Source organism: Paraburkholderia sp. WC7.3g, assembly GCF_050436345.1.
GTDB classification, from domain to species: domain Bacteria; phylum Pseudomonadota; class Gammaproteobacteria; order Burkholderiales; family Burkholderiaceae; genus Paraburkholderia; species Paraburkholderia podalyriae.
Genome location: NZ_JBNDMA010000002.1, coordinates 2,586,344 through 2,606,496, shown reverse-complemented (window position 1 = coordinate 2,606,496; position 20,153 = coordinate 2,586,344). Strand labels below are relative to the sequence as shown.

Here is a 20,153-nt window from a genome sequence, read left to right as displayed (position 1 = left end):
CGGGGCGCTGGCATACGGCTCAGCCGCGCCCGCCTCGCGAAATCTCCGCGCCCGCGCCGCGCGGCAAGCGCAGCGTGACCGGAATCGACGCGAACGAGCACAGCCCGACGACGAGAAACGCGGGCCAGAAATCCGACCACGTGATGCTCGGATGCCCATGCAGCGCGCGCGAAATCTGCAGCACGATCCCGCCGACGGTCACGCCGAGACCGAGCGACATCTGCTGCACGACGCTGCCGAGGCTCGTCGCGCGGCCGATGTCACGGCTCGCGATCTCCGCGTAGGTCAGCGAATTGAGGCTCGTGAATTGCAACGCTGGGAAGAAGCCACCGAGCAGCACGACGAACCAGATGATCCACGTCGGCGTGTGCGGGAAAAAGAGCCCGCATGCCGCGATCGAAAGGCCCGATAGCGCGGCGTTGATGACGAGCACCTGGCGAAAGCCGAAGCGGCGCAGCACGGTGGAGGCGACCGTGCGCATGAACATGCCGCCGAACGCGGACGCGCAGGTGATCAGCCCCGATTGGAACGCGCTCATGCCGTGCCCTTCCTGCAACAGCAGCGGCAGCAGGAACGGCAACGCACCGAGGCCGATGCGGAACAGCGAGCCGCCGAGCACGCTCGCCTGGAAAGTCGGCACCTTGAAAAAGCGCAGATCGAGCAGCGGCAGCGCGACACGCTGCGCGTACGCGACGTAGATCGCCAGCAGCATGGCGCCGAGCGCGCACATGCCGAATGCGTCCACACTGGAAATCAGTTCGCCGCCGACCAGCGACAAGCCGAGCAGCAGCAGCACCGCGCCCGCCGCCGACAGCAGGAAGCCGACCCAGTCGAGCGGGCCGGGGTCGGGCTCGCGCGTATTGGCGATATAACGGTTGGTCAGATAGATGCCGAGAATGCCGATCGGCACGTTGATGAAGAAGATCAGCCGCCAGTGCAGATACGTCGTGATGAAGCCACCGAGCAGCGGACCAGCGGCGGGGCCGAGCATCGCCGGCACGCTCAGGTAGTTCATCGCGCGGATGAAGTCGGCTTTCTCCACGACGCGAAAGATGATGATCCGCCCGACCGGCACCATCATCGCGCCACCGACCCCCTGAATGAAACGCGCAACCGTGAAGGTGGCAAGCGAGTTCGACGCGGCACACAACAGCGAGCCCGTCACGAAGATGCCGATCGCCGTGCGAAACACCGTGCGCGCGCCGAACTTGTCGGCGAGCCAGCCGCACACGGGGATGAACACGCCGAGCCCTAGCACGTAGCTCGTCACCGCGATCTTCAGCGTGACCGGATCGCGCGCGAAATCGCGCGCCATCGCCGGCAGCGCGGTGACGATCACGTTGGCGTCGACGCTTTCCATGAACATCGCGCACGCGACGATAAGAGGCGCAATCAGAGCTTTCTGAGTCTGGGCGATGGTCATGACGGCGAGACTGCGGCGAAGCGTCGCAGGCAAAGGGGGCATTATTGCACCTGTACGGTGCAGGTTGTTAATACCTGCGTTATCGATGTCGCCCTTTTACAAACTTTTATCGCCGCCAAGCGACGGTGGCGCCGCTACGTTGCATAAGAAGTATTTTGATTTTTGTTGCGCTGCGCCATGACACGGCTATAATCGGGTTATTGCCTAGGTATAAACCCTATAAGGAGCCGCCATGAACACCGCATCGAATGTCGTCCGTTCCACCCCCGCCGCCAATACGTTCTTCGGCAAGCTGCGCGCGCTGGCGCTGCATGCGCTGAACCTGCATCTGCAGAACTGCGCCTTGATCGCCGAAGCGCACCGTCGCCCGAACTAAGCGCAACAACAAGTGTTGCTGCCGGCCGCGCAAGCGCCGGCTGTCGTGTCAATGCCCGCTCGAGTAGCGGGCATTGTGCTTTCTGGGCCGGTTAAACGGACCGTCAGGCACCCGTTAGCTGCGTATTTTCTGACGTCAAGCCCGATCTGCGATCCCCATTTCCCTCCAGCTCCGGCACCTGACACGGCCAGTGCGCCAGTGGCGCCGCTAGCCGCGCGGCGTCCCGCGCCGCGGTTCCGCTCCTGATTACGGCGCGCCCAGGCGGCTTCTTGATGCCGCGCTTGCTCTATCATCGATGCCTTGCATCGCGCGAACAAGCATTACAATCGCGCCCTTTTTGACGCGACGCGTGACGGGATCGACAGCGAAATAGCTAATGCTGTCAACCTTTTGCACGTTTTGCCGTTATCTCTTTGTAATCGCCGCCACAGGCGATACCGCGCGCGACGGCCCGTCGCGGCGACCGCTCCTCGCAAGGCCCGCATTGACCATGTTTCCCCGACTTCAACCCAGCCTCGAGCGCCTGCGCGCGCTGCTCGGCCGTGCAGCGAAAGCGCCTGGCAACCGGGGACTTCTGTCGCCCGTGCTCGCGCTCGTCATTTGCGGGCTGCTGCTGGTCGTGCTGCAGCATCTGTCGGAGGCAGTGGATTATCGTTCGGTGATCCGCCATCTGCGCGAGCTGTCGGCGCGCGAGTGGATCGGCGCGCTCGGCGCGACTGCGCTCAGCTACGTCGCGCTGGTTGGGCGCGACGCGGTGGGCCTGCGCTATCTCGGCGCAAGCGTGCCACGCGCGGCGCTGTGGGTCGGCGCGACGGCCGGTTCGGCGCTCGGCAATGCGACCGGTTTCGGCGCGCTGACGGGAGGCGCCGTGCGCGCGCGCGTGTACGGCGTCGCGAACATCACCCCCGCGCAGATCGGCCGCATGACGGTGTTCACGAGCGTGTCGCTCGCGCTCGCGCTGGTGTTGATGACCGCGCTCGGCATGGTCTGCATGGCCGGCCAGCTCGCGCCGATGCTGCATCTGTCGCCGGTCGCGCTGCGTTGGAGCGGCGCTACGCTGCTGATCGCGCTGACGCTCGCGGCCGCCGCGTGCCGCCGCGAAACCAGGCCGGTCCGCACGCGCTGGCAATGGCTGTCGTTCGATATTCCCGCGCGCCGCGATCTGCTCGCGCAAGTCGCGCTGGCGGTGCTGGACGTCATCGCCGCGGGCCTCGCGCTGTGGGCATTGCTGCCGCATGCGAACGTGAGCTTCATCGGCTTCATCACCGTCTACGCGGCCGCGATGCTGCTCGGCATGATTGGCCATACGCCTGGCGGCGTCGGCGTGTTCGAGGCGGCGATGGTGTTCACGCTGAGCGGCAGCGTGCAGATGCATCAGATGGTCGCTGCGCTGCTCGCTTATCGCGCGATCTATTTCGGCGTGCCGCTGGTCGTCTCCGCGGCGCTGCTCGCGGGCTTCGAGGGGCGCGCGCTGAAGAACCGTCTGTCGTTGTTGCAGGCGGAGCGCGTGTCGGAACTCGCGCCGCTGTTTCTGAGCCTCGTCACGTTCGTGGTCGGCGGCATGCTGGTGATTTCGAGTGCGACGCCCGCGTTCTGGCAGCGCATTCATGTGCTGCGCGACCTGGTGCCCCTGTGGGTGCTCGAAAGCTCGCAGATGCTGTGCAGCGTGCTCGGCGTGCTGTTGCTATTCGTCGCGCGCGGGCTGCTGCGGCGGCTCGATGCCGCGTGGTGGATGACGCTCGCGCTCGCGGTGCTGAGCCTCGCGCTGTCGCTGACCAAGGGTCTCGCGTTCGTCGAGGCCGGTGTGCTCGGCATGCTGATCGTCCTGCTGCTCGCGACGCGCAAGCGCTTCAACCGTCATTCATCGCTGTTCGCCGAGCGCTTTACGGCTGGCTGGCTCGTGTCGATCGTGATGGTGCTGATGCTCGCGACGTGGGTCATGCTGTTCGCTTTCCGTGACGTGCCGTACACGCGCGACCTGTGGTGGCAATTCGCGTTCGACGAGCGCGCGCCGCGCGCGCTGCGCGCGACGCTCGCCGCGAGCCTGTTCGCCGCGACCTTCTCGTTCTGGCAATTGCTGCGTCTCGCGCCGGGCCGCTTCGTGAAGCCGGCGCCAGAAGATCTGCACGACGCCGCGCGCATCGTGCGAGCCCAGGAGCGCAGCGATGCCGGTCTCGCGTTGATGGGCGACAAGAGCTTCCTGTTTTCGGAGTCGCGCGAGGCTTTCCTGATGTACGCGAAATACGGCCGCACGTGGGCCGCGTTGCACGATCCGGTGGGTCCGCGCGAAGAGTGGGCGGGCCTCATCAGCAAGTTCGTCGCGCTCGCGCATGCGCACGGCGGTCGGGCCGCGTTCTACCAGGTGCGCGCGAATGCGCTGCCGCTGTATCTCGATGCCGGCCTCACGCTGATGAAGCTCGGCGAGGAAGCGCACGTCGTGCTCGACGACTTCGATCTGAAGGGCTCGCATCGCGCGCATCTGCGCTATGCGCTAAAACGCGGCGAGCGTGACGGCTTTTGCGTCGAAGTGATCGATCAGGCGCAGGTGCCGGCGTCGCTCGAAACGCTGCGCGGCATTTCCGACGGCTGGCTCGACAGCCGCGACGCGCGCGAGAAAAGCTTCTCGGTCGCGGCTTTCCATGACGAATACCTCGCCGCGCAATCCGTGATGCTGGTGCGCCAGAACGGCGAGCCACTCGCGTTCGTGACCTTCATGACGACCGATATGAATACCGAGGCGACCGTCGGCGTGATGCGACACGTCGAAAGCGCGTCGCCGTACGCGATGGAATATCTGTTCACGCAGCTCGCGCTGCATCTGAAGCAGGCGGGCTTCCGCTCGCTCAGTCTCGGCATTGCGCCGCTCTCCGGCGTGCAGCCGACACCGCTCGCGTCGCGCTGGCATCGGCTGGCCGGCATCGTGTGGCGCTTCGGCGGCCGCTTCTATAATTTCCGCGGACTGCGTGCTTTCAAGAGCAAGTTCCAGCCGCACTGGGAGCCGCGTTATCTCGCGGCATCCGGTTCCGGCGTGTTCTTCACGCTCGCGGACCTGTCGCTGTTGGCAGGAGGCCGGCGTTCATGACATTGCATCCGTTGTTTCGACTCGCCGTCGCGGTGAGCGCTCTGAGCTGGGGCGCGCTCGCGCACGCGGCCACCACCACGGTGCCCGGCGGCCGCTATGGCGACGTGCGCGTGACGCAGCCTGAGGGGCCGCTGCGCGGCTTCGTCGTGCTGTATTCGCAGGCAAGCGGCTGGAGTGGGGCCGATCAGCAGAGCGCCGATGCGCTCGCGAAAGCGGGCGCGTTGACGGTCGGCGTCGATACCGCGCGCTACGCGGCCAACCTCGCCGCGAAAAAGGAAACCTGTCATCAACTGGTGGGCGATGCCGAGGCGCTCAGCCATCAGCTCGAACGGCAATCGCAATCGAGCCACTATTTCGCGCCGATCGTCGCGGGTACGGGGCAGGGCGCAACGCTCGCGATGCACGTGCTCGAGCAGGCGCCCTCCAATACGATTGCGGGCGCGGTGTCGGTCGATGCCGACCACGCGCTCGACGCACGCTTCAAGCCGTGTGCGCCCGACCCGACGGTGATCCGCGACAAGGTGCCGGGCTTCGTCGAGAAGGCGAGTACGGGCAATGCCGATCGCGCGCGTGTCGTCGCGCTGCTGACGCCGCATCTGCAGCCGGTCGCGACAAGTGCCGACGACGTATCCGACCTGCCGCTGATCGAGTTGCCGGCTGCGCATCCGAATGGCCTGATGGCGATCGTGATCTCCGGCGATGGCGGCTGGCGCGATCTCGACAAGACGATCGCGCAGGCGCTGCAGAAAGATGGTGTGTCGGTGATCGGCTGGGATAGCCTGCGTTATTTCTGGAGCGAGCAGTCCCCCGCGCAAACGAGCCGCGATCTCGCGCGCGTGATGCAAACCTATGGCGCGCGCTGGCACGCGCAGCACATCGCGCTGATCGGCTATTCGTTCGGCGCCGATGTCATGCCGTTCGCGTACAACCGTCTGCCGCAGGCGCAGCGCGATCAGGTGTCGCTGATGTCGCTGCTCGGCTTCGCGCCCGACGCCGATTTCCAGATCCGCGTTGGCGGTTGGCTCGGCATGCCCGCGAGCGACAAGGCGCTGAACGTGCGGCCCGAGTTGACGCATGTGCCGCCGTCGATCGTCCAATGCTTCTATGGTGAGAGCGAAGAAGACACGCTGTGTCCGGCGCTCGGGAAGACTGGTGTCGAAGTCATTCGCACCTCCGGCGATCATCACTTCGGCCGCGATTACAACGTGCTGGAGCAGCGCATTCTCGCGGCATTCAAGAAGCAGAGCGGCGTGCACGATTGATCGCGGCGTTGCTCAAAGGCGCTTGGGAAGGCTGTTCAATGGCAGTCCGAAAGGGCTCGACAAGATCTTGACCGTGCTTGTTCCACTACCGCAACCAGGGCGCGGACTACAGCTCGATTCTGGTCGGCATTCAGGTGCCCGAAAGCGACCACCACGCGTTCGAGCGCTTCATCGAAACGCTCGGCTATCCGTGCTGGGAAGAGACGAAAAATCCTGTCTACCGGCTGTTTCTTGGCTAGTTGAACTGCGTTTAGCAGATCGGGGTTTACCTGAGTGACGCCATGCGGGCAGAACCAGCCGTGTGTCGTCCAGATCGCCCGTAAGCCCCGCCAGTTTTACGTTTGCGGCCGGCACAACCGCGCCGCACCGGCTCGCGCCCCACACCTTTTATCGCGCAGCGCAATACGGCCTATCCGGCATATCGCGTTGCGCGATAGGTGCCGCGATCGTCACACTGAGCGCAAATTTTCATCACCGCATTCAGGAGACATACATGCGCACCCAAGTCGGCATCATCGGTGCAGGGCCCGCTGGCCTGCTTCTTTCCCATCTGCTTCATCTGCGCGGTATCGACTCGGTCGTGCTCGAAACACGCACGCGCGATCAGATCGAATCGACGATTCGCGCCGGCGTGCTCGAGCAGGGCACGATGGACCTGCTGACGCAAACCGGTCTCGGCGAACGCATGAAAGCGGAAGGCGCGCTGCATCACGGTTTCGAACTCGCGTTCGAAGGCAAGCGCCGCCGCATCGACCTGACCGGTCTCACCGGTCATGCAATCACGGTTTATGCCCAGCACGAAGTGATCACGGATCTCGTCGCGGCCCGCGTGGCCGCGGGCGCTGAACTGCGTTTCGGCGTGTCGGATACGTCGGTGCACGGCATCGATACCGACAAGCCGTCGATCCGCTATCGGCACGAAGGTGCGGAGCACGAGCTGCAATGCGACTTCGTGATCGGCTGCGACGGCTCGCAAGGCGTGTCGCGTCAGGCGATTCCGCAGGCGCTGCGCAAGGACTTCGAGCGCGTCTATCCATTTGGCTGGTTCGGCATCCTGTGCGAGGGGCCGCCGTCGTCGGACGAACTGATCTACGCGCGCCACGAGCGCGGCTTCGCGCTGATCAGCACGCGCTCGCCGAACGTGCAACGCATGTATTTCCAGTGCGATCCGAAGGACTCGGTCGGGAATTGGTCCGACGATCGCATCTGGGCCGAGTTGCATGCACGCGCCGATTCGGACGAAGGTCACAGGATCATCGACGGCAAGATCTTCCAGAAGAACATTGTCGGTATGCGCAGCTTCGTGTCGACGACGATGCAGTACGGCCGCCTGTTCCTGGCTGGCGACGCCGCCCATATCGTGCCGCCGACCGGCGCGAAGGGCATGAACCTCGCGGTCGCCGACGTCAACGTGCTCAGCAAGGCGCTCGACGCGTTCTACAAGGAAAACCGCACCGATCTGCTCGAGCGCTACAGCGAAACCGCGCTCAAGCGCATCTGGCGCGCCGAACACTTCTCGTACTGGATGACCAGCATGCTGCATCGTATCGAAGGCGCTTCGGCGTTCGAGCAGCAGTTGCAGGTTGCAGAGCTCGAGTACGTGACGACGTCGCGCACGGCTGCGACGGTGCTGGCGGAAAACTACGTCGGCGTCGCCGGCGCGCAGATGCAGGCGCAGCTGTAATTGCACTGCAGGCCCTGCGCGATGATCGGGACCGCTAGTTGATCGACAGGTCCCGATGCGCGGCCGACTGGAACTCTTTGGGCGTGACGCCCGTCTGCTTGCGGAAATAGCGGCTGAAACAGGCAGCATCCTCGAAACCGAGCGCATGCGCGATCTGCTTGATGCTCGAACCCGAGTACACCAGATCGCGCTGCGCCTCGCGTATCAACTGATCGTTGACGAGCGACAGCGGCGAATGCCCGAGCTCTTTACGACAGATGCGGCCCAGTTGCGCCGCGGTCACCCTCAACTTTTCCGCGTAAAAATCGATTGGCTGATGCTCGCGCACGTGCGCGGCATCGGTCAGACGCGCGACCTGCCAAAAGTGCAATCATCGGCGACATGCCCGCGGCGATATGGCCGCGCGCGCTGCCGCGAAAATCCTGCTCCAGCAAACCGTGCGCTCGCCGATGGCAGGCCGCACGGGAATCAGCGCGGGCCGTTGCAGCGCCGGCACTAGGCCTGGCAATCTTCCTCCCGTCCCTCTGTAACGCTCTCTCCAGTATGAAAAGCTCGCGCTTGTCGCCTTTAATCTTTGCGATCGGCCAATGCCGCCTTTTTGATTCTCAATATCGGAAAGATGCACTGAAGGAGATACCCGGAATCATCAGAATCGTAAATATTTGTCAAAACGGTTTTATCTCAATTTAAAGTCCTTGACCGTGTCGCGTTTTAGATGGTTAATTCGTCGGACGTTTTCTGGAAAATCAGTAGAGGTCAAATGGGACAACAGAAACAGGATGAAACCGCAGGCAAGGAAGAATGCCTGCTTTGCCGTATCACCTATTCCATCTACTCAAACTTCCCGCCAATGCCTTCCGCAATGGCACTGAATGCCGAAACCGGCGAATGGTTTCCGTTCGATAGGCTGAAGTCGTATCCAACCGGTTACGAGATGGCCGAAGCCCTGGGTTACGCATGGGCGTGCGATTGTCGCGGACGCTCCCCTGATACCGTGCAGAAAAAAGGCCCGTTATCGCGCTACCGCGCAACGCCAGGCTCGGTGCTTCCGCAGCCGTCTATCTGTCTCGAATGCATGATCCATGCTGCCGGGCAAGGCGCGATGACTTTGGAGCGCTGATGATTCCCGCCTCTGTCAATGAACAGCTTCGACAGTACGGGGAACGGCACTACAGTGGCCATGTGCTGGCGCTAGTGGACGGTCTCCAGTACCAGCAGCATACCGGCCAGCAACTCACGCCCGAAGACGATATGACGGTTTCGCTGTTCGCGGGCACGAAAGACATGGCACTAGCACACGCGGGGCCGTGGCTGGTTGATCCGAAGACGGCGCGCGAGCATCTTGCGGACCTGGGCGAACTCGAACAGGCCCGCCCTGGCGTGATCTGGCTGATTACCTCAGAGAGCCTGGAGAGGCAGGCCGCAAAGCTGCGCCCGCACCTGGATACCGGAATCCCGAAAGGACGATCCGCCCTGCTGCGCTTCTGGGACCCCAGGGTGTTGCATGCGCTCAATGCGGTATGCCACGGCAAGAGCGAGCGCGAGCTTTTCAGGGCTGCCGACGCGTGGCAATACCTCAACGAAAGACAACGATTCATCATCAACGACAATGGAATTTACTGAAGGGCAATGGGCGCTTCTGAAAGCCTATGAAGACCGCAACTATGTAGACTTTATCCGTGGTCATATCGTGCGCGATTATCCCGCACTGGCCAATGATCCGACCTTGCGCGACCGGCTTAATGCGGCCTTCGCGCGAACCAAGGTACTCCGCTTTACGCATGACGCGCCGATAGTCGATTTCCTGTATGTGGAAGCAACTACGCCCGGCTTTTACAGGATTCCGGCGGTCGCAGCATGGCTGCACAAATCAGGCGTTCCGGGTGACCAGCGATTCGAAATGTTGCTGCAGGCAACGGGTAAAAGACAACAGGAAATGAAGGAGAAACGCTGATGGGTATTCCATTCCCGGCGACGCTTGGAACTGTCGCTGCTCAGTTGGCACAGGTTAGACCGATCCCTGTTCCCAGACCTGCACCCGGCCCTGCGGCTGGTCACTTCGGCGATAGTGGTGCGGGCGCAGACCGCGGATTGGACTCACTACCGCGGGACCGGAGCCGCGAGCGCGAAAGGCCGTGCAAGTGCCCGCCTGAGAAGAGCGGTGAAAAAGTGCAGCGAAACCACAATATGAATCCCGAGCCGCGACGTTACCAGGCCCGCATAACAGAGTTTGAGTATGGGATAGTCACGGGTGGAAATGGCAACGAAACCAGCCAGGGCTGGAATATGGAGTGGGAATGGCTTGGCACAGACTTCGATGGGTTTCAGCCCGCCCAATGTCTTTTGCAGGAAGCCAAGGGGAATTACGATCAATTTATCGGGGTAGACGATAAACCAAAGCCATTTTTCGCCGGCTTCAAAAAAATGACAGACCAAATAATAGACCAGGGGACTAAAGTGCGCGCCAATCCTCCGGCAAGGCTAATGTGGTATTTCCAGACCCCCAAGACGAGGCAATACATGCTTTCCACGCTTCGGGTCGCCGGCGTGCCTTCCGTCAATCAACCTTGATTTAACCATGAATCTATTCGCACAACATCGAGACAGCAGCGTTGTTCCCTCTTCGGCCTTTGAATTCCACATTCGCCGGCTGCGACTTCTTGTTGACTTGATGTCGAAAAAATACAGCACATTAGCTAATTGGTATTTTCAGGGTGATACGATCGCGGAGGCGTTACGGTACAAATTTTACGATAATAATGAGTCGTCTGCGGCCGCCATTCTCGTATTGTCCGATGAGTATACAGGCAAAAACTCAAACGCGACGAAATCGATCGGCATTTGGAATGGCGTTCAATCAGGGGGACAAGGAGCCACTGCTTACGTTTCGTTCGATGGTGGCGGAGTAATTTCCCAAATGATTGATCTGGAAATGAGTGAGAAAAATTCTAACTCCTCCAGATTGGGCGAATATAAATCCGTTGCTGAAGTTATAGCGAAGACGGTTGAAATTTATGGGTCGTTTTATGTAACTTTTGGGCCGCGTAAGTACGCCACTGAAGCTGTTTTCGAGGACCGCCTCTGCGTAAGCTGGATGCTCTACTTGCCGCACGCTCTTACACCGGCTCTGGTGCCAGAAGCGCGCGACCTTATTCCTGTCATGCGGGATGGCAAGCGACAAGGCACGATCATTGTCAGCGTGACGGATGCCGTGTTCGACGCGAGCAACCGCGAGCACGTCAAGGCGGCAAATGATATCGAAATCCGCCTTGCCGATCAGGACCTGTTGCCGCGTTTCGTCGATCTCTGAGTTCGGCTCGCTACCCCCGCTTCAGCGTGGCTTTTCCCTGAGAGGACCCAACGAGCGGGTCTTTTTGCGGTTACGCCTGATTCCTGAGAGCGGGCCTCAGAGGCGATCCACCATGATGCCGTTTGCGATTGAATCAGCGGCGCGGCCGCGCGTGCCGCTACGCCCGGCTCTCGCGCGACCACTCAGGTCGCGCGCAGCAAGGCCATTTCGTTGTGCAGCAGCGCGAGCAATTCGTCGTCAGTTGGCCGCGTGCCCCAATGGCGCGCGCCGGCCACCGACGCGATCGCCATCCACGAATGCGGTGGAAACCATTCGCGCACCAGCGTGCCGTCCTGGCGCAGGCACAACTGGCCGGTCAGTTCGCTGTATTCGGCGCAGACGTCGGCGCCGTCGACCTGCGCCGTTACTCGTCTCGGATCATTGCGTAGCACGTCGTCGCTCCTGTCGAAGGGGTGGCGCGAATGCCGGCGCGACACGGTGGCGTGATGGACGCCACCTGCCGCCCGTCAATGGTCATGTCCATGTTCGTGCCAGCCATTGTCGTGCCAGTCGCCGCGCGAGCCGTGCCGGTCGCGCTCGTCGCGCCAGTCGTGTCCCTCGTGCGCCTCGCGCCAGTCGCCGTGACGACGTTCCCACTCGCGACGCTCCCAATAACGATGACCATCGTAGTAGCGATCGTCGTACCAGCCCGGCGCGAGCACGACCGCGGGCGGCGGGGGCGGCGCATACACAGGCGCGGGCTGCACATAGACGGGCGGGGGCGGAGCTTCGACCGCGAAGCCCGGCACGCCGATGTTCACGCCCACATCGACGTGCGCGAAAGCGGCCGTTGATGCGCCGATCGCGAGACCCGCGACGAGCGTCAACGATATCAAGCGGTTGCGTGAATGACTCATGATTGTTCTCTGTGTGGATGTCCGTGATGGAATGGCGAGCCGGACGCGCACCTACTGCGCGTGATGGCCCGTTCAATAGCGTTCGTAGTGGTCGTAGTGGTCGTGGTGCGGATGATCCTCGGGGACGACGATGCAGCCGCTCAACACGCCGCCGAGCGTGGCGGCAAGAATGACCAAGGCGAGGATTTTTTTCATGACGTTGCTCCCTGAAATCTGTGATGCGAGTGACTGTCGTGCGAAGCGTTTCATCTGAACCGCTTTCGTTTGAACCGAACTCTACTGAGCGACGCGATTACCAGTGTGTTTGTGTGTAACAGGACGTGTCGATTCGGACTCGCGTCGATCGCGCGATGCGAGTGCAACGAATGAAGAGGGGATACGTCGACAGATGCGCGTCGACATGCCGGGCGACTGTCAGGCGCGCGGGCAAACCGTTGAACGCGCTATGAAAACAACCGCATTCAAACGCATGCGATGCGTCGGTGCGAAGCGCCGATTCCGCGCACCGATTGCCGAGAAAATAAGCGAAGCGATTTTGGCCTTGTCTATGCGGTCCAGATACATTCGGTTGCAGACTGGGTACGAGGCTCGCCAATGCGCTCGCGCGAGCATGATGGAAAGACGCTACACCTGTAGCGCCATCAGCTTGTCTTAAACCTGCATGAGGTCGATAACAAACGCATCCCGCACGCAGCCCGTCGGAAACGATATCGACAGACCCGCGCTCCCGCGATGCTATATTGCGCCGCACAGGGAGAGCCCGGCGCAGAACGGGACACCAACACGGGTCATCCGCCCGTCAACGGGACGTCACCGTCCATGGGAGACATGAAGATCAAGAAGGCCATCGACCGCATTCCTGGCGGTCTGATGCTGGTGCCGCTGCTGCTCGGCGCCTGCGTGCATACGTTCGCGCCGGGCGCGGGCAAATACTTCGGCTCGTTCACCAACGGCCTCATTACCGGCACCGTGCCGATCCTCGCGGTGTGGTTCTTCTGCATGGGCGCGACGATCGACCTGCGCGCGACCGGCACCGTGCTGCGCAAGTCGGGCGCGCTGCTCGCCACCAAGATGCTGGTCGCGTGGATCGTCACGCCGATCGCGGCGCGCTTCATCCCGATCGACGGCATCAAGACCGGGCTGTTCGCGGGGCTGTCGTTGCTCGCGATCACCACGTCGATGGACATGACCAACGGCGGTCTCTACGCGGCCGTGATGCAACAGTACGGTACGAAGGAAGAGGCGGGCGCGTTCGTGCTGATGTCGGTCGAATCGGGGCCGCTGATCAGCATGATCATTCTCGGCGCGACGGGTGTCGCGTTCTTCGAGCCGCGCCTGTTCGCCGGCGCGGTGCTGCCGTTCCTGATCGGGTTTGCGCTCGGCAACTTCGATAACGAGCTGCGCGAGCTGTTCGGCCGCTGCGTGCATCCGCTGATTCCGTTTTTCGGCTTTGCGCTCGGCAACGGCATCGATCTGAACGTGATCGTCATGAGCGGCCTGCCGGGTATCGCGCTGGGGCTTGGCGTGATCGTCGTGACCGGCGTGCCGCTGATTCTCGCCGATCGCTGGATCGCTGGCGGCAATGGCGCGGCGGGGCTCGCGGCGTCATCGACGGCGGGCGCCGCGGTCGCGAATCCGGCGATCATCGCGGACATGATTCCGAGCTTCAAACCGCTGGTGCCGGCCGCGACCGCGATGGTCGCCACCGCTTGCCTGGTGACTGCGATTCTGGTGCCGATGCTCACCGCGCTGTGGGTGCGCCGGCATCCCGCGCGCGACGCGCTGCGCGAGGAGTTCGCGGCGGCGACCCAGGCGGCGCCGCTCAATGAGCAGCGCGATGCGCCCGTTTGAATGAGTCGGTAGCCGGAAACTGGCGCGCCGCTCAGCGCGCCAGTTTCGCTTCGAGCATTGCCTTCACGGCCGGCCATTCGTCGTCGATGATGCTAAAGCGCACCGAGTTGCGCTTGCGACCATCGCGCATGATCCGCTCGTGCCGCACGATGCCTTCCTGTTTGGCGCCGATACGCAGGATCGCCGCGCGCGATGTGTCGTTGAGCTCGTCGGTCGTGAACTGCACGCGCACGCAGCGCATCACGTCGAACGCGTGGCACAGCAGCAGGTACTTCGCCTCGGTGTTCACGGCCGAGCGCTGCGCCGACGCGGCGAGCCACGTGTGGCCGATTTCGAGCTTGCGGTTCGCGCGATCGATCTTCCAGAACCGCGTGCTGCCGACGATCCGGCCAGCGCCCCCATTGTTGTCGTCCTTGTCGCGCCGCACGATCGCGAACGGCATCACTTTGCCGGCCGCGCGGCCGGCGAGCGCGGTGGCGATATAGGCGTCGATCGTCGCCGGGCCCGGCACGCTGGTCAGCTTCATGTCCCACAGTTGCCCGTCGGCGGCGGCGTTGACGAGGGCCTGCGCGTGCTCCTCGCGCAGCGGCCGCAGCTCGACGAACGAGCCGCTCAGCGTGGGTTGCATCGATTCGGCGGAAATATCGTTCATGGCAATAAAAAAGGTCCGCGAGCGGAAGACTCGTGGACCTGGCAGATCGGTTGAGCCGCGCTCGGCAACGATGCGAGCGGCAAACCCGCGGCGCCGTTCCCGAAGCGCGTGATTGGCGTGATCAGCGTGATTAAGCCGACATCACCGTGACCGCCTTGGTCACGAGGTAGGCTTCCATCGCCTCCGGGCCGCCTTCCGAGCCGTAGCCGGAATCCTTGACGCCGCCGAACGGCATTTCCGGCGTCGGCGTGGCAGGCTGGTTGATCCACAGCATGCCGACTTCCATGCGCTGCGACAGCAGATGCACGTTGGCGAACGACTTCGTATATGCGTAGCCGGCGAGGCCGAACGGCAGACGGTTCGCTTCGGTGATCGCTTCTTCCAGCTTGTCGAAGCCGCGGATCGCGGCGACCGGGCCGAACGGCTCGTTGTTGAACACGTCGGCGTCGAGCGGCACGTCGGTCAGCACGGTCGCCGCGAAGAAGTTGCCTTCGGTACCGACACGCTCGCCGCCCGTCGCGACCTTCGCACCGGTCTTGCGGGCGTCCTCGACGACCTTGGCCATCGCGCCCAGACGGCGCGCGTTGGCGAGCGGCCCGAGCGTCGTGCCTTCGGCCAGACCGTCGCCGAGCTTCAGGCTTTCGGCGTGTTTGACGAGCGCCGCGGCGAACTCTTCGCGGATGCTGTTGTGCACGAGGAAACGCGTCGGCGAGATGCAGACCTGGCCCGCGTTGCGGAACTTCGCGGCGCCGGCCGCCTTGACCGCGAGCGCGACGTCGGCGTCTTCCGCGACGATCACCGGGGCGTGGCCGCCGAGCTCCATCGTCGCGCGCTTCATGTGCGAGCCGGCCAGCGCCGCGAGCTGCTTGCCGACCGGCGTCGAGCCGGTGAACGTGACCTTGCGGATCACCGGATGCGGAATCAGGTAGCTCGAGATTTCAGCCGGATCGCCGAACACGAGGCCGACCGTGCCGGCCGGCACGCCGGCTTCGACGAATGCCTGCAGCAGGGCCGCCGGCGAGGCCGGGGTTTCTTCCGGCGCCTTCACGAGGAACGAGCAGCCGCAGGCGAGCGACGCCGACAGCTTGCGCACGACCTGGTTGACCGGGAAGTTCCACGGCGTGAATGCCGCGACCGGGCCGATCGGCTCCTTGAGCACCTGCGACTGCGCGGCGAGGTTGCGCGACGGCACGATCCGGCCGTACACGCGGCGGCCTTCGTCCGCGAACCATTCGATGATGTCCGCGGCCGCCAGCACTTCGCCGCGCGCTTCGGCGAAAGGCTTGCCCTGTTCCTGCGTCATCAGGCGGCCGATGTCGGCGGCGCGCTCGCGCACGAGGGCGGCGGCACGGCGCATGATCGTCGCGCGCTCGTTAGCCGGCACCTTGCGCCACGCTTCAAAGCCGCGCTGCGCCGCTTCGAGCGCGCGGTCCAGATCAGCGATGCCGGCATGCGCGACCTTGCCGATGGGCTGGCCGGTCGCGGGGTTGATCACGTCGAGGGTCTTGCCGCTGGCGGCGTCGCACCATTCGCCGTTAATCAGAAGACGGGTATCGGTATAGCTCGAGATGGCCATGCTGGGTTCCTGTGAGTGGTAAAACAACTGGCCGCGCGGTCGTGCGGCACGAGGCGACACACCTGCGCGGCCATGAATGAATTGCCGATACCATTTATATTATCTGATTGCGGGTAATCGCACCGGGCGCGGACGGCAAGCGCCCGGTGCGGCATGCGGCTTGCTGCGGGCTTGGCACCGAACCGACTTTGCGGGTCGGGGCGGGGCGCCGCGACCGCGCTGCACGAACAGCCTGCACGACACAGCGCTTCATCCATTCAACCGCTACTCAAGCGCATCACGAGGACATCGACATGCCAACCGGAACAGTGAAGTGGTTCAACGACGCGAAGGGCTTCGGCTTCATCACCCCCGATGACGGCGGCGAAGATCTGTTCGCCCATTTTTCGGAGATTCGCACCGAAGGTTTCAAGTCATTGCAGGAAAACCAGAAGGTCAGCTTCGAGATCAAGCAGGGACCGAAAGGCAAACAGGCAGCCGACATCAGACCCGCGTGACGTCGGCAGGGCGGCTCTCCCGCATGCGAGGTAACGATGGATAAGGACGCCGCCTACGCGGAGATCGAGCGCAATGGCGGCGCCGCCTATGCGAAACAGTTCGCCGCGCGCAATCCCGACGAACCGCTGACGCCGTTCTGTCATCGCTATCTGTTCGAACAGTCGCAGCGCGCCGACGCGGAGCATGACGCGGCCGCGGCCACGCACGACGACGAGCGCGGTTTCGCGCTGAGATCGCTCGCGCGCATGGAGGCGTCGTCGCATATCGCGCAAGCGGCGGCGAGCGCGTCGCGTGACGCGGCAGCCGGCGCCCACACGTCGGCACGTGCGGCGCGCCGCTCGGCCTTCTGGACCATGATCGCGGCGCTCGCGTCGGCGCTCGGCTTAGTGGTAAACGCGGCCCTCAATCTCGGTTGGCTGGAGTGGGCGAGGCATGTCGCTCGGTAAGCTTCGCGTAAGACCGGGCATTTGCGCGCGTGAATGTGGCGTGAATCGAGGGCTCGCAAGCACGCTACCCGACTGTCCATTCAATACCACACCGATACGACATTGATGAGACACGGCTATGCAAGCGGGACGATCGCAACAAATCTACGCATATGGACATCGCGCGCGCGGCCTGAACGCAGTATTATTCTTCAGTTTTCCTTCAGCTTTGCTCCGTACTATTTGCGCCACTGCCCATGGCCTTTCCGGACCGCGGCCGCCGCTACGTGCATGTCGTGCGCAGGCATTCGCGGCCTGCGCTTTGGGCAATGGAACAAATAGATTCCTACTGAAAACCGAAAGCGCCGATTAAGGCTTGCTGGAGCATCCATGAAAACCCTGTTCTTGCAGGCGCCGTCGTACGACGGCTTCGATGGTGGCGCGGGTTCGCGCTATCAGGCCAAGCGTGAAGTCCGCTCGTTCTGGTATCCGACGTGGCTCGCGCAACCTGCCTCACTCGTTCCCGATAGCCGCGTGCTCGACGCCACGGCAGATGGCCTGTCCGTCGACGCCGCGCTCGACATCGCCACGCAATACGAGCTGGTGGTGATTCACACCAGCACGCCGTCCTTCCCGACCGACGCCCTGTTCGCCGAGGACCTCAAGAAGCGCAAGCCGTCGCTGCTGATCGGCATGGTCGGCGCGAAGGTCGCGGTCGATCCGCATAACTCGCTGACCGCGACCCAAGCCATCGACTTCGTATGTCGCGAGGAATTCGACTTCACCTGCAAGGAAATTGCCGAGGGCAAGCCGTTCGCGCAGATCCTGGGCTTGAGCTATCGCGCCCCCGACGGCTCGATCGAGCACAACGAAGCGCGCCCGATCCTCGAGAACATGGACGAACTGCCGTTCGTCGCGCCGATCTACAAGCGCGATCTGACGATCAAGAACTACTTCAACGGCTACCTGAAGCATCCGTACGTGTCGCTCTACACCGGCCGCGGCTGCCGCTCGAAGTGCACGTTCTGCCTGTGGCCGCAAACGGTCGGCGGCCATCGCTATCGAGTGCGTTCGGTCGAGAACGTGCTCGAGGAAGTCAAGTGGATTCGCGACAACATGCCCGAAGTCAAGGAGATCATGTTCGACGACGACACGTTCACCGACTTCAAGCCGCGCGCGGAAGAAATTGCGCGAGGCATGGGCAAGCTGGGCGTCACATGGTCGTGCAACGCGAAGGCGAACGTGCCTTACTCGACGCTGAAGATCATGAGGGAAAACGGCTTGCGCCTGCTGCTGGTCGGCTACGAATCCGGCGACGACCAGATCCTGCTGAACGTCAAGAAGGGCTTGCGTACCGACATCGCGCGGCGCTTCGCACAGGACTGCCGCACGCTGGGCATCAAGGTGCACGGCACCTTCATTCTCGGCTTGCCGGGCGAGACGCCGGAAACGATCCAGAAGACCATCGAGTACGCGAAAGAGATCAATCCGCTGACGATCCAGGTGTCGCTCGCCGCGCCGTACCCGGGCACTACGCTCTATAACCAGGCGGTCGAGAACGGCTGGCTCGCGGAGAACAAGGTCATCAATCTCGTCAGCAAGGAAGGCGTGCAGCTGGCGGCGATCGGCTATCCGCATCTGTCGCGCGACGAGATGTATCACCAGCTGGAAAACTTCTATAAGCGCTTTTATTTCCGGCCGTCGAAGATCTGGGAGATCCTGCGCGAAATGCTGACGAGCTGGGACATGATGAAACGGCGCCTGCGCGAAGGCGTCGAGTTTTTCCGCTTCCTGCGCGCGCACGAGGCGTGAGCGCCGCGCACTTCGTCGCCGTCACGCTCGCGTATGCGTGCGCGGCGGCGACTGTTGTCGGCATCGGCTACACCGTGCTCGCGAGCGCGCTGATCGGGCGCTTCTTCGCGAGGGCGGTAGCCGAACCCTCCAGCTTTCCACCCATTACGGTTATCAAACCATTGCATGGCAACGAGTGGGCGTTGCTCGACAATCTGTCGAGCTTCGCTGCACAAGATTATCCGGGGCCCGTGCAATTCCTGTTCGGCGTGCACGACTCAGCCGATCCCGCGCTGCAAACCGTCGACGAGTTGCGGCGCCTGCATCCGCACGCGGACATTACCGTGGTCGCCGATGCCCGCCTGTACGGCCCGAACCGCAAGATCAGCAATATCCTCAACATGGTGCCGCAGGCGCGCCACGACGTACTTGTGTTCGCCGACAGCGACGTGGGCGTCGGTCCCGACTATCTGCGCAATGTGATCGGCGAATTGCAGAAGCCGGGCGTCGGACTCGTCACCTGCGCGTACCGCGGCCAGCCCGATCCGGGTCTCTGGCCGCGGCTGTCGGCGCTCGCGACCAACTATCAGTTTCTGCCGGGCGTCGTCACCGGACTCGCGCTCGGGCTCGCACGGCCGTGCTTCGGCCAGACCATCGCGATGCGGCGCGACACCTACGAGCGGATCGGCGGCTTCAAGCCGTTTGTGCATCATCTGGCCGAGGATTACGAAATCGGCGCGGCGGTGCGCGCGGCGGGCGAGCAGGTCGCCATTCCGCCGTTCGCGATCGCGCACGCGTGTGTCGAGGCGAGCGCGGCGGCGCTCGTCACGCACGAGCTGCGCTGGAGCCGCACGATTCGCCGCATCGATCCGCTCGCGCACTTCGGCACGGCGCTCGTGCATCCGTTGCCGTTCGCGCTGCTTACGCTCGCGTGCTCGGGCGGCGCGCTGTGGGCGTGGCTGCTCGCGGCGGCGGCGATGGTCGCGCGTCTCGCGTTGAAGTGGCGCGCGGATCGGGCGCTGCGTCAGCGGTGCCGCGATCTGTGGCTTCTGCCGTTATGGGATATCGTAGCGTTTGCGATTTTCGTCGCGAGCTTCCGCTCGTCGCGGGTGATGTGGCGGGGCTTCAGCTTCAAGGTCGACGGCGATGGGTTGCTGTCGGCGGCGCAGGACGAATGACGAACGAACGGCAGATTGGACGGAAATGATCGAAGAGGTTTTGAGCGGGCGAAATGGGAGCGCCCTGGAGGCGAACGGGCGCGCCCCGGCGGCACGGACATCAGCGCCGGCGGTGGTGCAGACCGTGGCACGCAGCATGCGGCGCATCA

At 63.3% G+C, this 20,153-nt stretch carries 20 protein-coding genes and 2 pseudogenes; 15 read left to right on the top strand and 7 right to left on the bottom strand.

From position 1 onward, the window contains the following. Positions 1-19 precede the first annotated feature (19 nt). Positions 20-1,423 (bottom strand): MFS transporter, encoded by a 1,404-nt coding sequence (locus OKW43_RS23390; RefSeq protein WP_187636435.1) that lies wholly within the window; start codon positions 1,421-1,423, stop codon positions 20-22. Between the two features lie 232 nt (positions 1,424-1,655). On the opposite strand from OKW43_RS23390, the gene OKW43_RS23385 reads away from it, so the two are divergent. The 5 genes and pseudogenes from OKW43_RS23385 (at position 1,656) to OKW43_RS23365 (ending at position 7,827) form a co-directional block, all read left to right on the top strand. Further along, positions 1,656-1,799, top strand: a complete 144-nt coding sequence (locus tag OKW43_RS23385) for a hypothetical protein (protein ID WP_187636436.1) — start codon at positions 1,656-1,658, stop codon at positions 1,797-1,799. A gap of 490 nt (positions 1,800-2,289) precedes the next feature. Further along, complete coding sequence (gene mprF, locus OKW43_RS23380; RefSeq protein ID WP_187636437.1) at positions 2,290-4,881, top strand: bifunctional lysylphosphatidylglycerol flippase/synthetase MprF; 2,592 nt, start codon at positions 2,290-2,292, stop codon at positions 4,879-4,881. Then, on the top strand, positions 4,878-6,143 hold the full coding sequence (locus tag OKW43_RS23375; protein ID WP_429450141.1) for a virulence factor family protein: 1,266 nt from the start codon (positions 4,878-4,880) through the stop codon (positions 6,141-6,143). The genes mprF and OKW43_RS23375 overlap by 4 nt, the downstream gene beginning before the upstream one ends. Before the next feature lie 77 nt (positions 6,144-6,220). Continuing rightward, a pseudogene (locus OKW43_RS23370) lies at positions 6,221-6,382 on the top strand (threonine ammonia-lyase, biosynthetic); the annotation flags it as partial. A 254-nt stretch (positions 6,383-6,636) separates the two neighbouring features. Continuing rightward, positions 6,637-7,827, top strand: coding sequence for a 4-hydroxybenzoate 3-monooxygenase (locus tag OKW43_RS23365; RefSeq protein ID WP_429450139.1), 1,191 nt, complete (start codon positions 6,637-6,639; stop codon positions 7,825-7,827). A 34-nt stretch (positions 7,828-7,861) separates the two neighbouring features. Here OKW43_RS23365 and OKW43_RS23360 read toward each other — a convergent pair. Further along, positions 7,862-8,332: pseudogene (locus OKW43_RS23360) on the bottom strand (helix-turn-helix transcriptional regulator); the annotation flags it as partial. A 255-nt stretch (positions 8,333-8,587) separates the two neighbouring features. Between OKW43_RS23360 and OKW43_RS23355 the strand changes: the two are divergent. From OKW43_RS23355 to OKW43_RS23335, 5 genes are all read left to right on the top strand, one after another. Then, complete coding sequence (locus OKW43_RS23355; protein ID WP_246530189.1) at positions 8,588-8,947, top strand: hypothetical protein; 360 nt, start codon at positions 8,588-8,590, stop codon at positions 8,945-8,947. After that, positions 8,947-9,450 (top strand): DUF4123 domain-containing protein, encoded by a 504-nt coding sequence (locus OKW43_RS23350; protein WP_187636440.1) that lies wholly within the window; start codon positions 8,947-8,949, stop codon positions 9,448-9,450. Before OKW43_RS23355 ends, OKW43_RS23350 begins: the two co-directional genes overlap by 1 nt. Then, positions 9,437-9,781, top strand: a complete 345-nt coding sequence (locus OKW43_RS23345; protein ID WP_187636441.1) for a hypothetical protein — start codon at positions 9,437-9,439, stop codon at positions 9,779-9,781. The genes OKW43_RS23350 and OKW43_RS23345 overlap by 14 nt, the downstream gene beginning before the upstream one ends. Before the next feature lie 233 nt (positions 9,782-10,014). Beyond that, positions 10,015-10,398 (top strand): restriction endonuclease fold toxin 5 domain-containing protein, encoded by a 384-nt coding sequence (locus OKW43_RS23340; protein ID WP_429450136.1) that lies wholly within the window; start codon positions 10,015-10,017, stop codon positions 10,396-10,398. Between the two features lie 7 nt (positions 10,399-10,405). Continuing rightward, positions 10,406-11,137 (top strand): immunity 52 family protein, encoded by a 732-nt coding sequence (locus OKW43_RS23335; RefSeq protein WP_429450134.1) that lies wholly within the window; start codon positions 10,406-10,408, stop codon positions 11,135-11,137. Between the two features lie 182 nt (positions 11,138-11,319). Here OKW43_RS23335 and OKW43_RS23330 read toward each other — a convergent pair whose 3' ends face one another. The 3 genes from OKW43_RS23330 to OKW43_RS23320 all read right to left on the bottom strand — a co-directional run bounded on the left by OKW43_RS23330 (position 11,320) and on the right by OKW43_RS23320 (position 12,228). After that, positions 11,320-11,568, bottom strand: a complete 249-nt coding sequence (locus tag OKW43_RS23330) for a hypothetical protein (protein WP_429450132.1) — start codon at positions 11,566-11,568, stop codon at positions 11,320-11,322. 75 nt (positions 11,569-11,643) lie between these two features. Continuing rightward, a complete protein-coding gene (locus OKW43_RS23325) occupies positions 11,644-12,033 on the bottom strand; it encodes a hypothetical protein (RefSeq protein WP_187636445.1) in 390 nt (129 codons plus the stop codon). 72 nt (positions 12,034-12,105) lie between these two features. Further along, entirely contained in the window at positions 12,106-12,228 is a 123-nt protein-coding gene (locus tag OKW43_RS23320) for a hypothetical protein (RefSeq protein ID WP_281394019.1), read from the bottom strand. Positions 12,229-12,861: 633 nt separating this feature from the next. Between OKW43_RS23320 and kdgT the strand changes: the two genes are divergently transcribed. Further along, positions 12,862-13,884 (top strand): 2-keto-3-deoxygluconate transporter, encoded by a 1,023-nt coding sequence (gene kdgT / locus OKW43_RS23315; RefSeq protein ID WP_429450129.1) that lies wholly within the window; start codon positions 12,862-12,864, stop codon positions 13,882-13,884. A gap of 31 nt (positions 13,885-13,915) precedes the next feature. Here kdgT and OKW43_RS23310 read toward each other — a convergent pair whose 3' ends face one another. Both OKW43_RS23310 and OKW43_RS23305 read right to left on the bottom strand, forming a co-directional pair. Beyond that, positions 13,916-14,536, bottom strand: coding sequence for a GNAT family N-acetyltransferase (locus tag OKW43_RS23310; protein ID WP_429450127.1), 621 nt, complete (start codon positions 14,534-14,536; stop codon positions 13,916-13,918). A 130-nt stretch (positions 14,537-14,666) separates the two neighbouring features. Further along, on the bottom strand, positions 14,667-16,112 hold the full coding sequence (locus tag OKW43_RS23305) for an NAD-dependent succinate-semialdehyde dehydrogenase (RefSeq protein WP_429450125.1): 1,446 nt from the start codon (positions 16,110-16,112) through the stop codon (positions 14,667-14,669). Between the two features lie 293 nt (positions 16,113-16,405). Here OKW43_RS23305 and OKW43_RS23300 point away from each other — a divergent pair, with 293 nt between their 5' ends. The 4 genes from OKW43_RS23300 to hpnI all read left to right on the top strand — a co-directional run bounded on the left by OKW43_RS23300 (position 16,406) and on the right by hpnI (position 20,004). Further along, a complete protein-coding gene (locus OKW43_RS23300) occupies positions 16,406-16,609 on the top strand; it encodes a cold-shock protein (RefSeq protein ID WP_187636449.1) in 204 nt (67 codons plus the stop codon). 36 nt (positions 16,610-16,645) lie between these two features. Next, the gene (locus OKW43_RS23295) at positions 16,646-17,056 is read left to right on the top strand and encodes a hypothetical protein (RefSeq protein WP_187636450.1); all 411 of its coding nucleotides are present in this window, start codon (positions 16,646-16,648) and stop codon (positions 17,054-17,056) included. Positions 17,057-17,425: 369 nt separating this feature from the next. After that, positions 17,426-18,847 (top strand): hopanoid biosynthesis associated radical SAM protein HpnJ, encoded by a 1,422-nt coding sequence (gene hpnJ / locus OKW43_RS23290; RefSeq protein WP_187636451.1) that lies wholly within the window; start codon positions 17,426-17,428, stop codon positions 18,845-18,847. Next, positions 18,844-20,004 (top strand): bacteriohopanetetrol glucosamine biosynthesis glycosyltransferase HpnI, encoded by a 1,161-nt coding sequence (gene hpnI / locus OKW43_RS23285; RefSeq protein ID WP_187636452.1) that lies wholly within the window; start codon positions 18,844-18,846, stop codon positions 20,002-20,004. The genes hpnJ and hpnI overlap by 4 nt, the downstream gene beginning before the upstream one ends. Positions 20,005-20,153 lie beyond the last annotated feature (149 nt).

Bases quoted from the DNA above. Each gene is read 5' to 3' on its own strand.
- OKW43_RS23390 (WP_187636435.1), bottom strand. From the start codon at position 1,423: ATGACCATCGCCCAGACTCAGAAAGCTCTGATTGCGCCTCTTATCGTC.
- OKW43_RS23385 (WP_187636436.1), top strand. From the start codon at position 1,656: ATGAACACCGCATCGAATGTCGTCCGTTCCACCCCCGCCGCCAATACG.
- mprF (WP_187636437.1), top strand. From the start codon at position 2,290: ATGTTTCCCCGACTTCAACCCAGCCTCGAGCGCCTGCGCGCGCTGCTC.
- OKW43_RS23375 (WP_429450141.1), top strand. From the start codon at position 4,878: ATGACATTGCATCCGTTGTTTCGACTCGCCGTCGCGGTGAGCGCTCTG.
- OKW43_RS23365 (WP_429450139.1), top strand. From the start codon at position 6,637: ATGCGCACCCAAGTCGGCATCATCGGTGCAGGGCCCGCTGGCCTGCTT.
- OKW43_RS23355 (WP_246530189.1), top strand. From the start codon at position 8,588: ATGGGACAACAGAAACAGGATGAAACCGCAGGCAAGGAAGAATGCCTG.
- OKW43_RS23350 (WP_187636440.1), top strand. From the start codon at position 8,947: ATGATTCCCGCCTCTGTCAATGAACAGCTTCGACAGTACGGGGAACGG.
- OKW43_RS23345 (WP_187636441.1), top strand. From the start codon at position 9,437: ATGGAATTTACTGAAGGGCAATGGGCGCTTCTGAAAGCCTATGAAGAC.
- OKW43_RS23340 (WP_429450136.1), top strand. From the start codon at position 10,015: ATGAATCCCGAGCCGCGACGTTACCAGGCCCGCATAACAGAGTTTGAG.
- OKW43_RS23335 (WP_429450134.1), top strand. From the start codon at position 10,406: ATGAATCTATTCGCACAACATCGAGACAGCAGCGTTGTTCCCTCTTCG.
- OKW43_RS23325 (WP_187636445.1), bottom strand. From the start codon at position 12,033: ATGAGTCATTCACGCAACCGCTTGATATCGTTGACGCTCGTCGCGGGT.
- OKW43_RS23320 (WP_281394019.1), bottom strand. From the start codon at position 12,228: ATGAAAAAAATCCTCGCCTTGGTCATTCTTGCCGCCACGCTCGGCGGC.
- kdgT (WP_429450129.1), top strand. From the start codon at position 12,862: ATGAAGATCAAGAAGGCCATCGACCGCATTCCTGGCGGTCTGATGCTG.
- OKW43_RS23310 (WP_429450127.1), bottom strand. From the start codon at position 14,536: ATGAACGATATTTCCGCCGAATCGATGCAACCCACGCTGAGCGGCTCG.
- OKW43_RS23305 (WP_429450125.1), bottom strand. From the start codon at position 16,112: ATGGCCATCTCGAGCTATACCGATACCCGTCTTCTGATTAACGGCGAA.
- OKW43_RS23300 (WP_187636449.1), top strand. From the start codon at position 16,406: ATGCCAACCGGAACAGTGAAGTGGTTCAACGACGCGAAGGGCTTCGGC.
- OKW43_RS23295 (WP_187636450.1), top strand. From the start codon at position 16,646: ATGGATAAGGACGCCGCCTACGCGGAGATCGAGCGCAATGGCGGCGCC.
- hpnJ (WP_187636451.1), top strand. From the start codon at position 17,426: ATGAAAACCCTGTTCTTGCAGGCGCCGTCGTACGACGGCTTCGATGGT.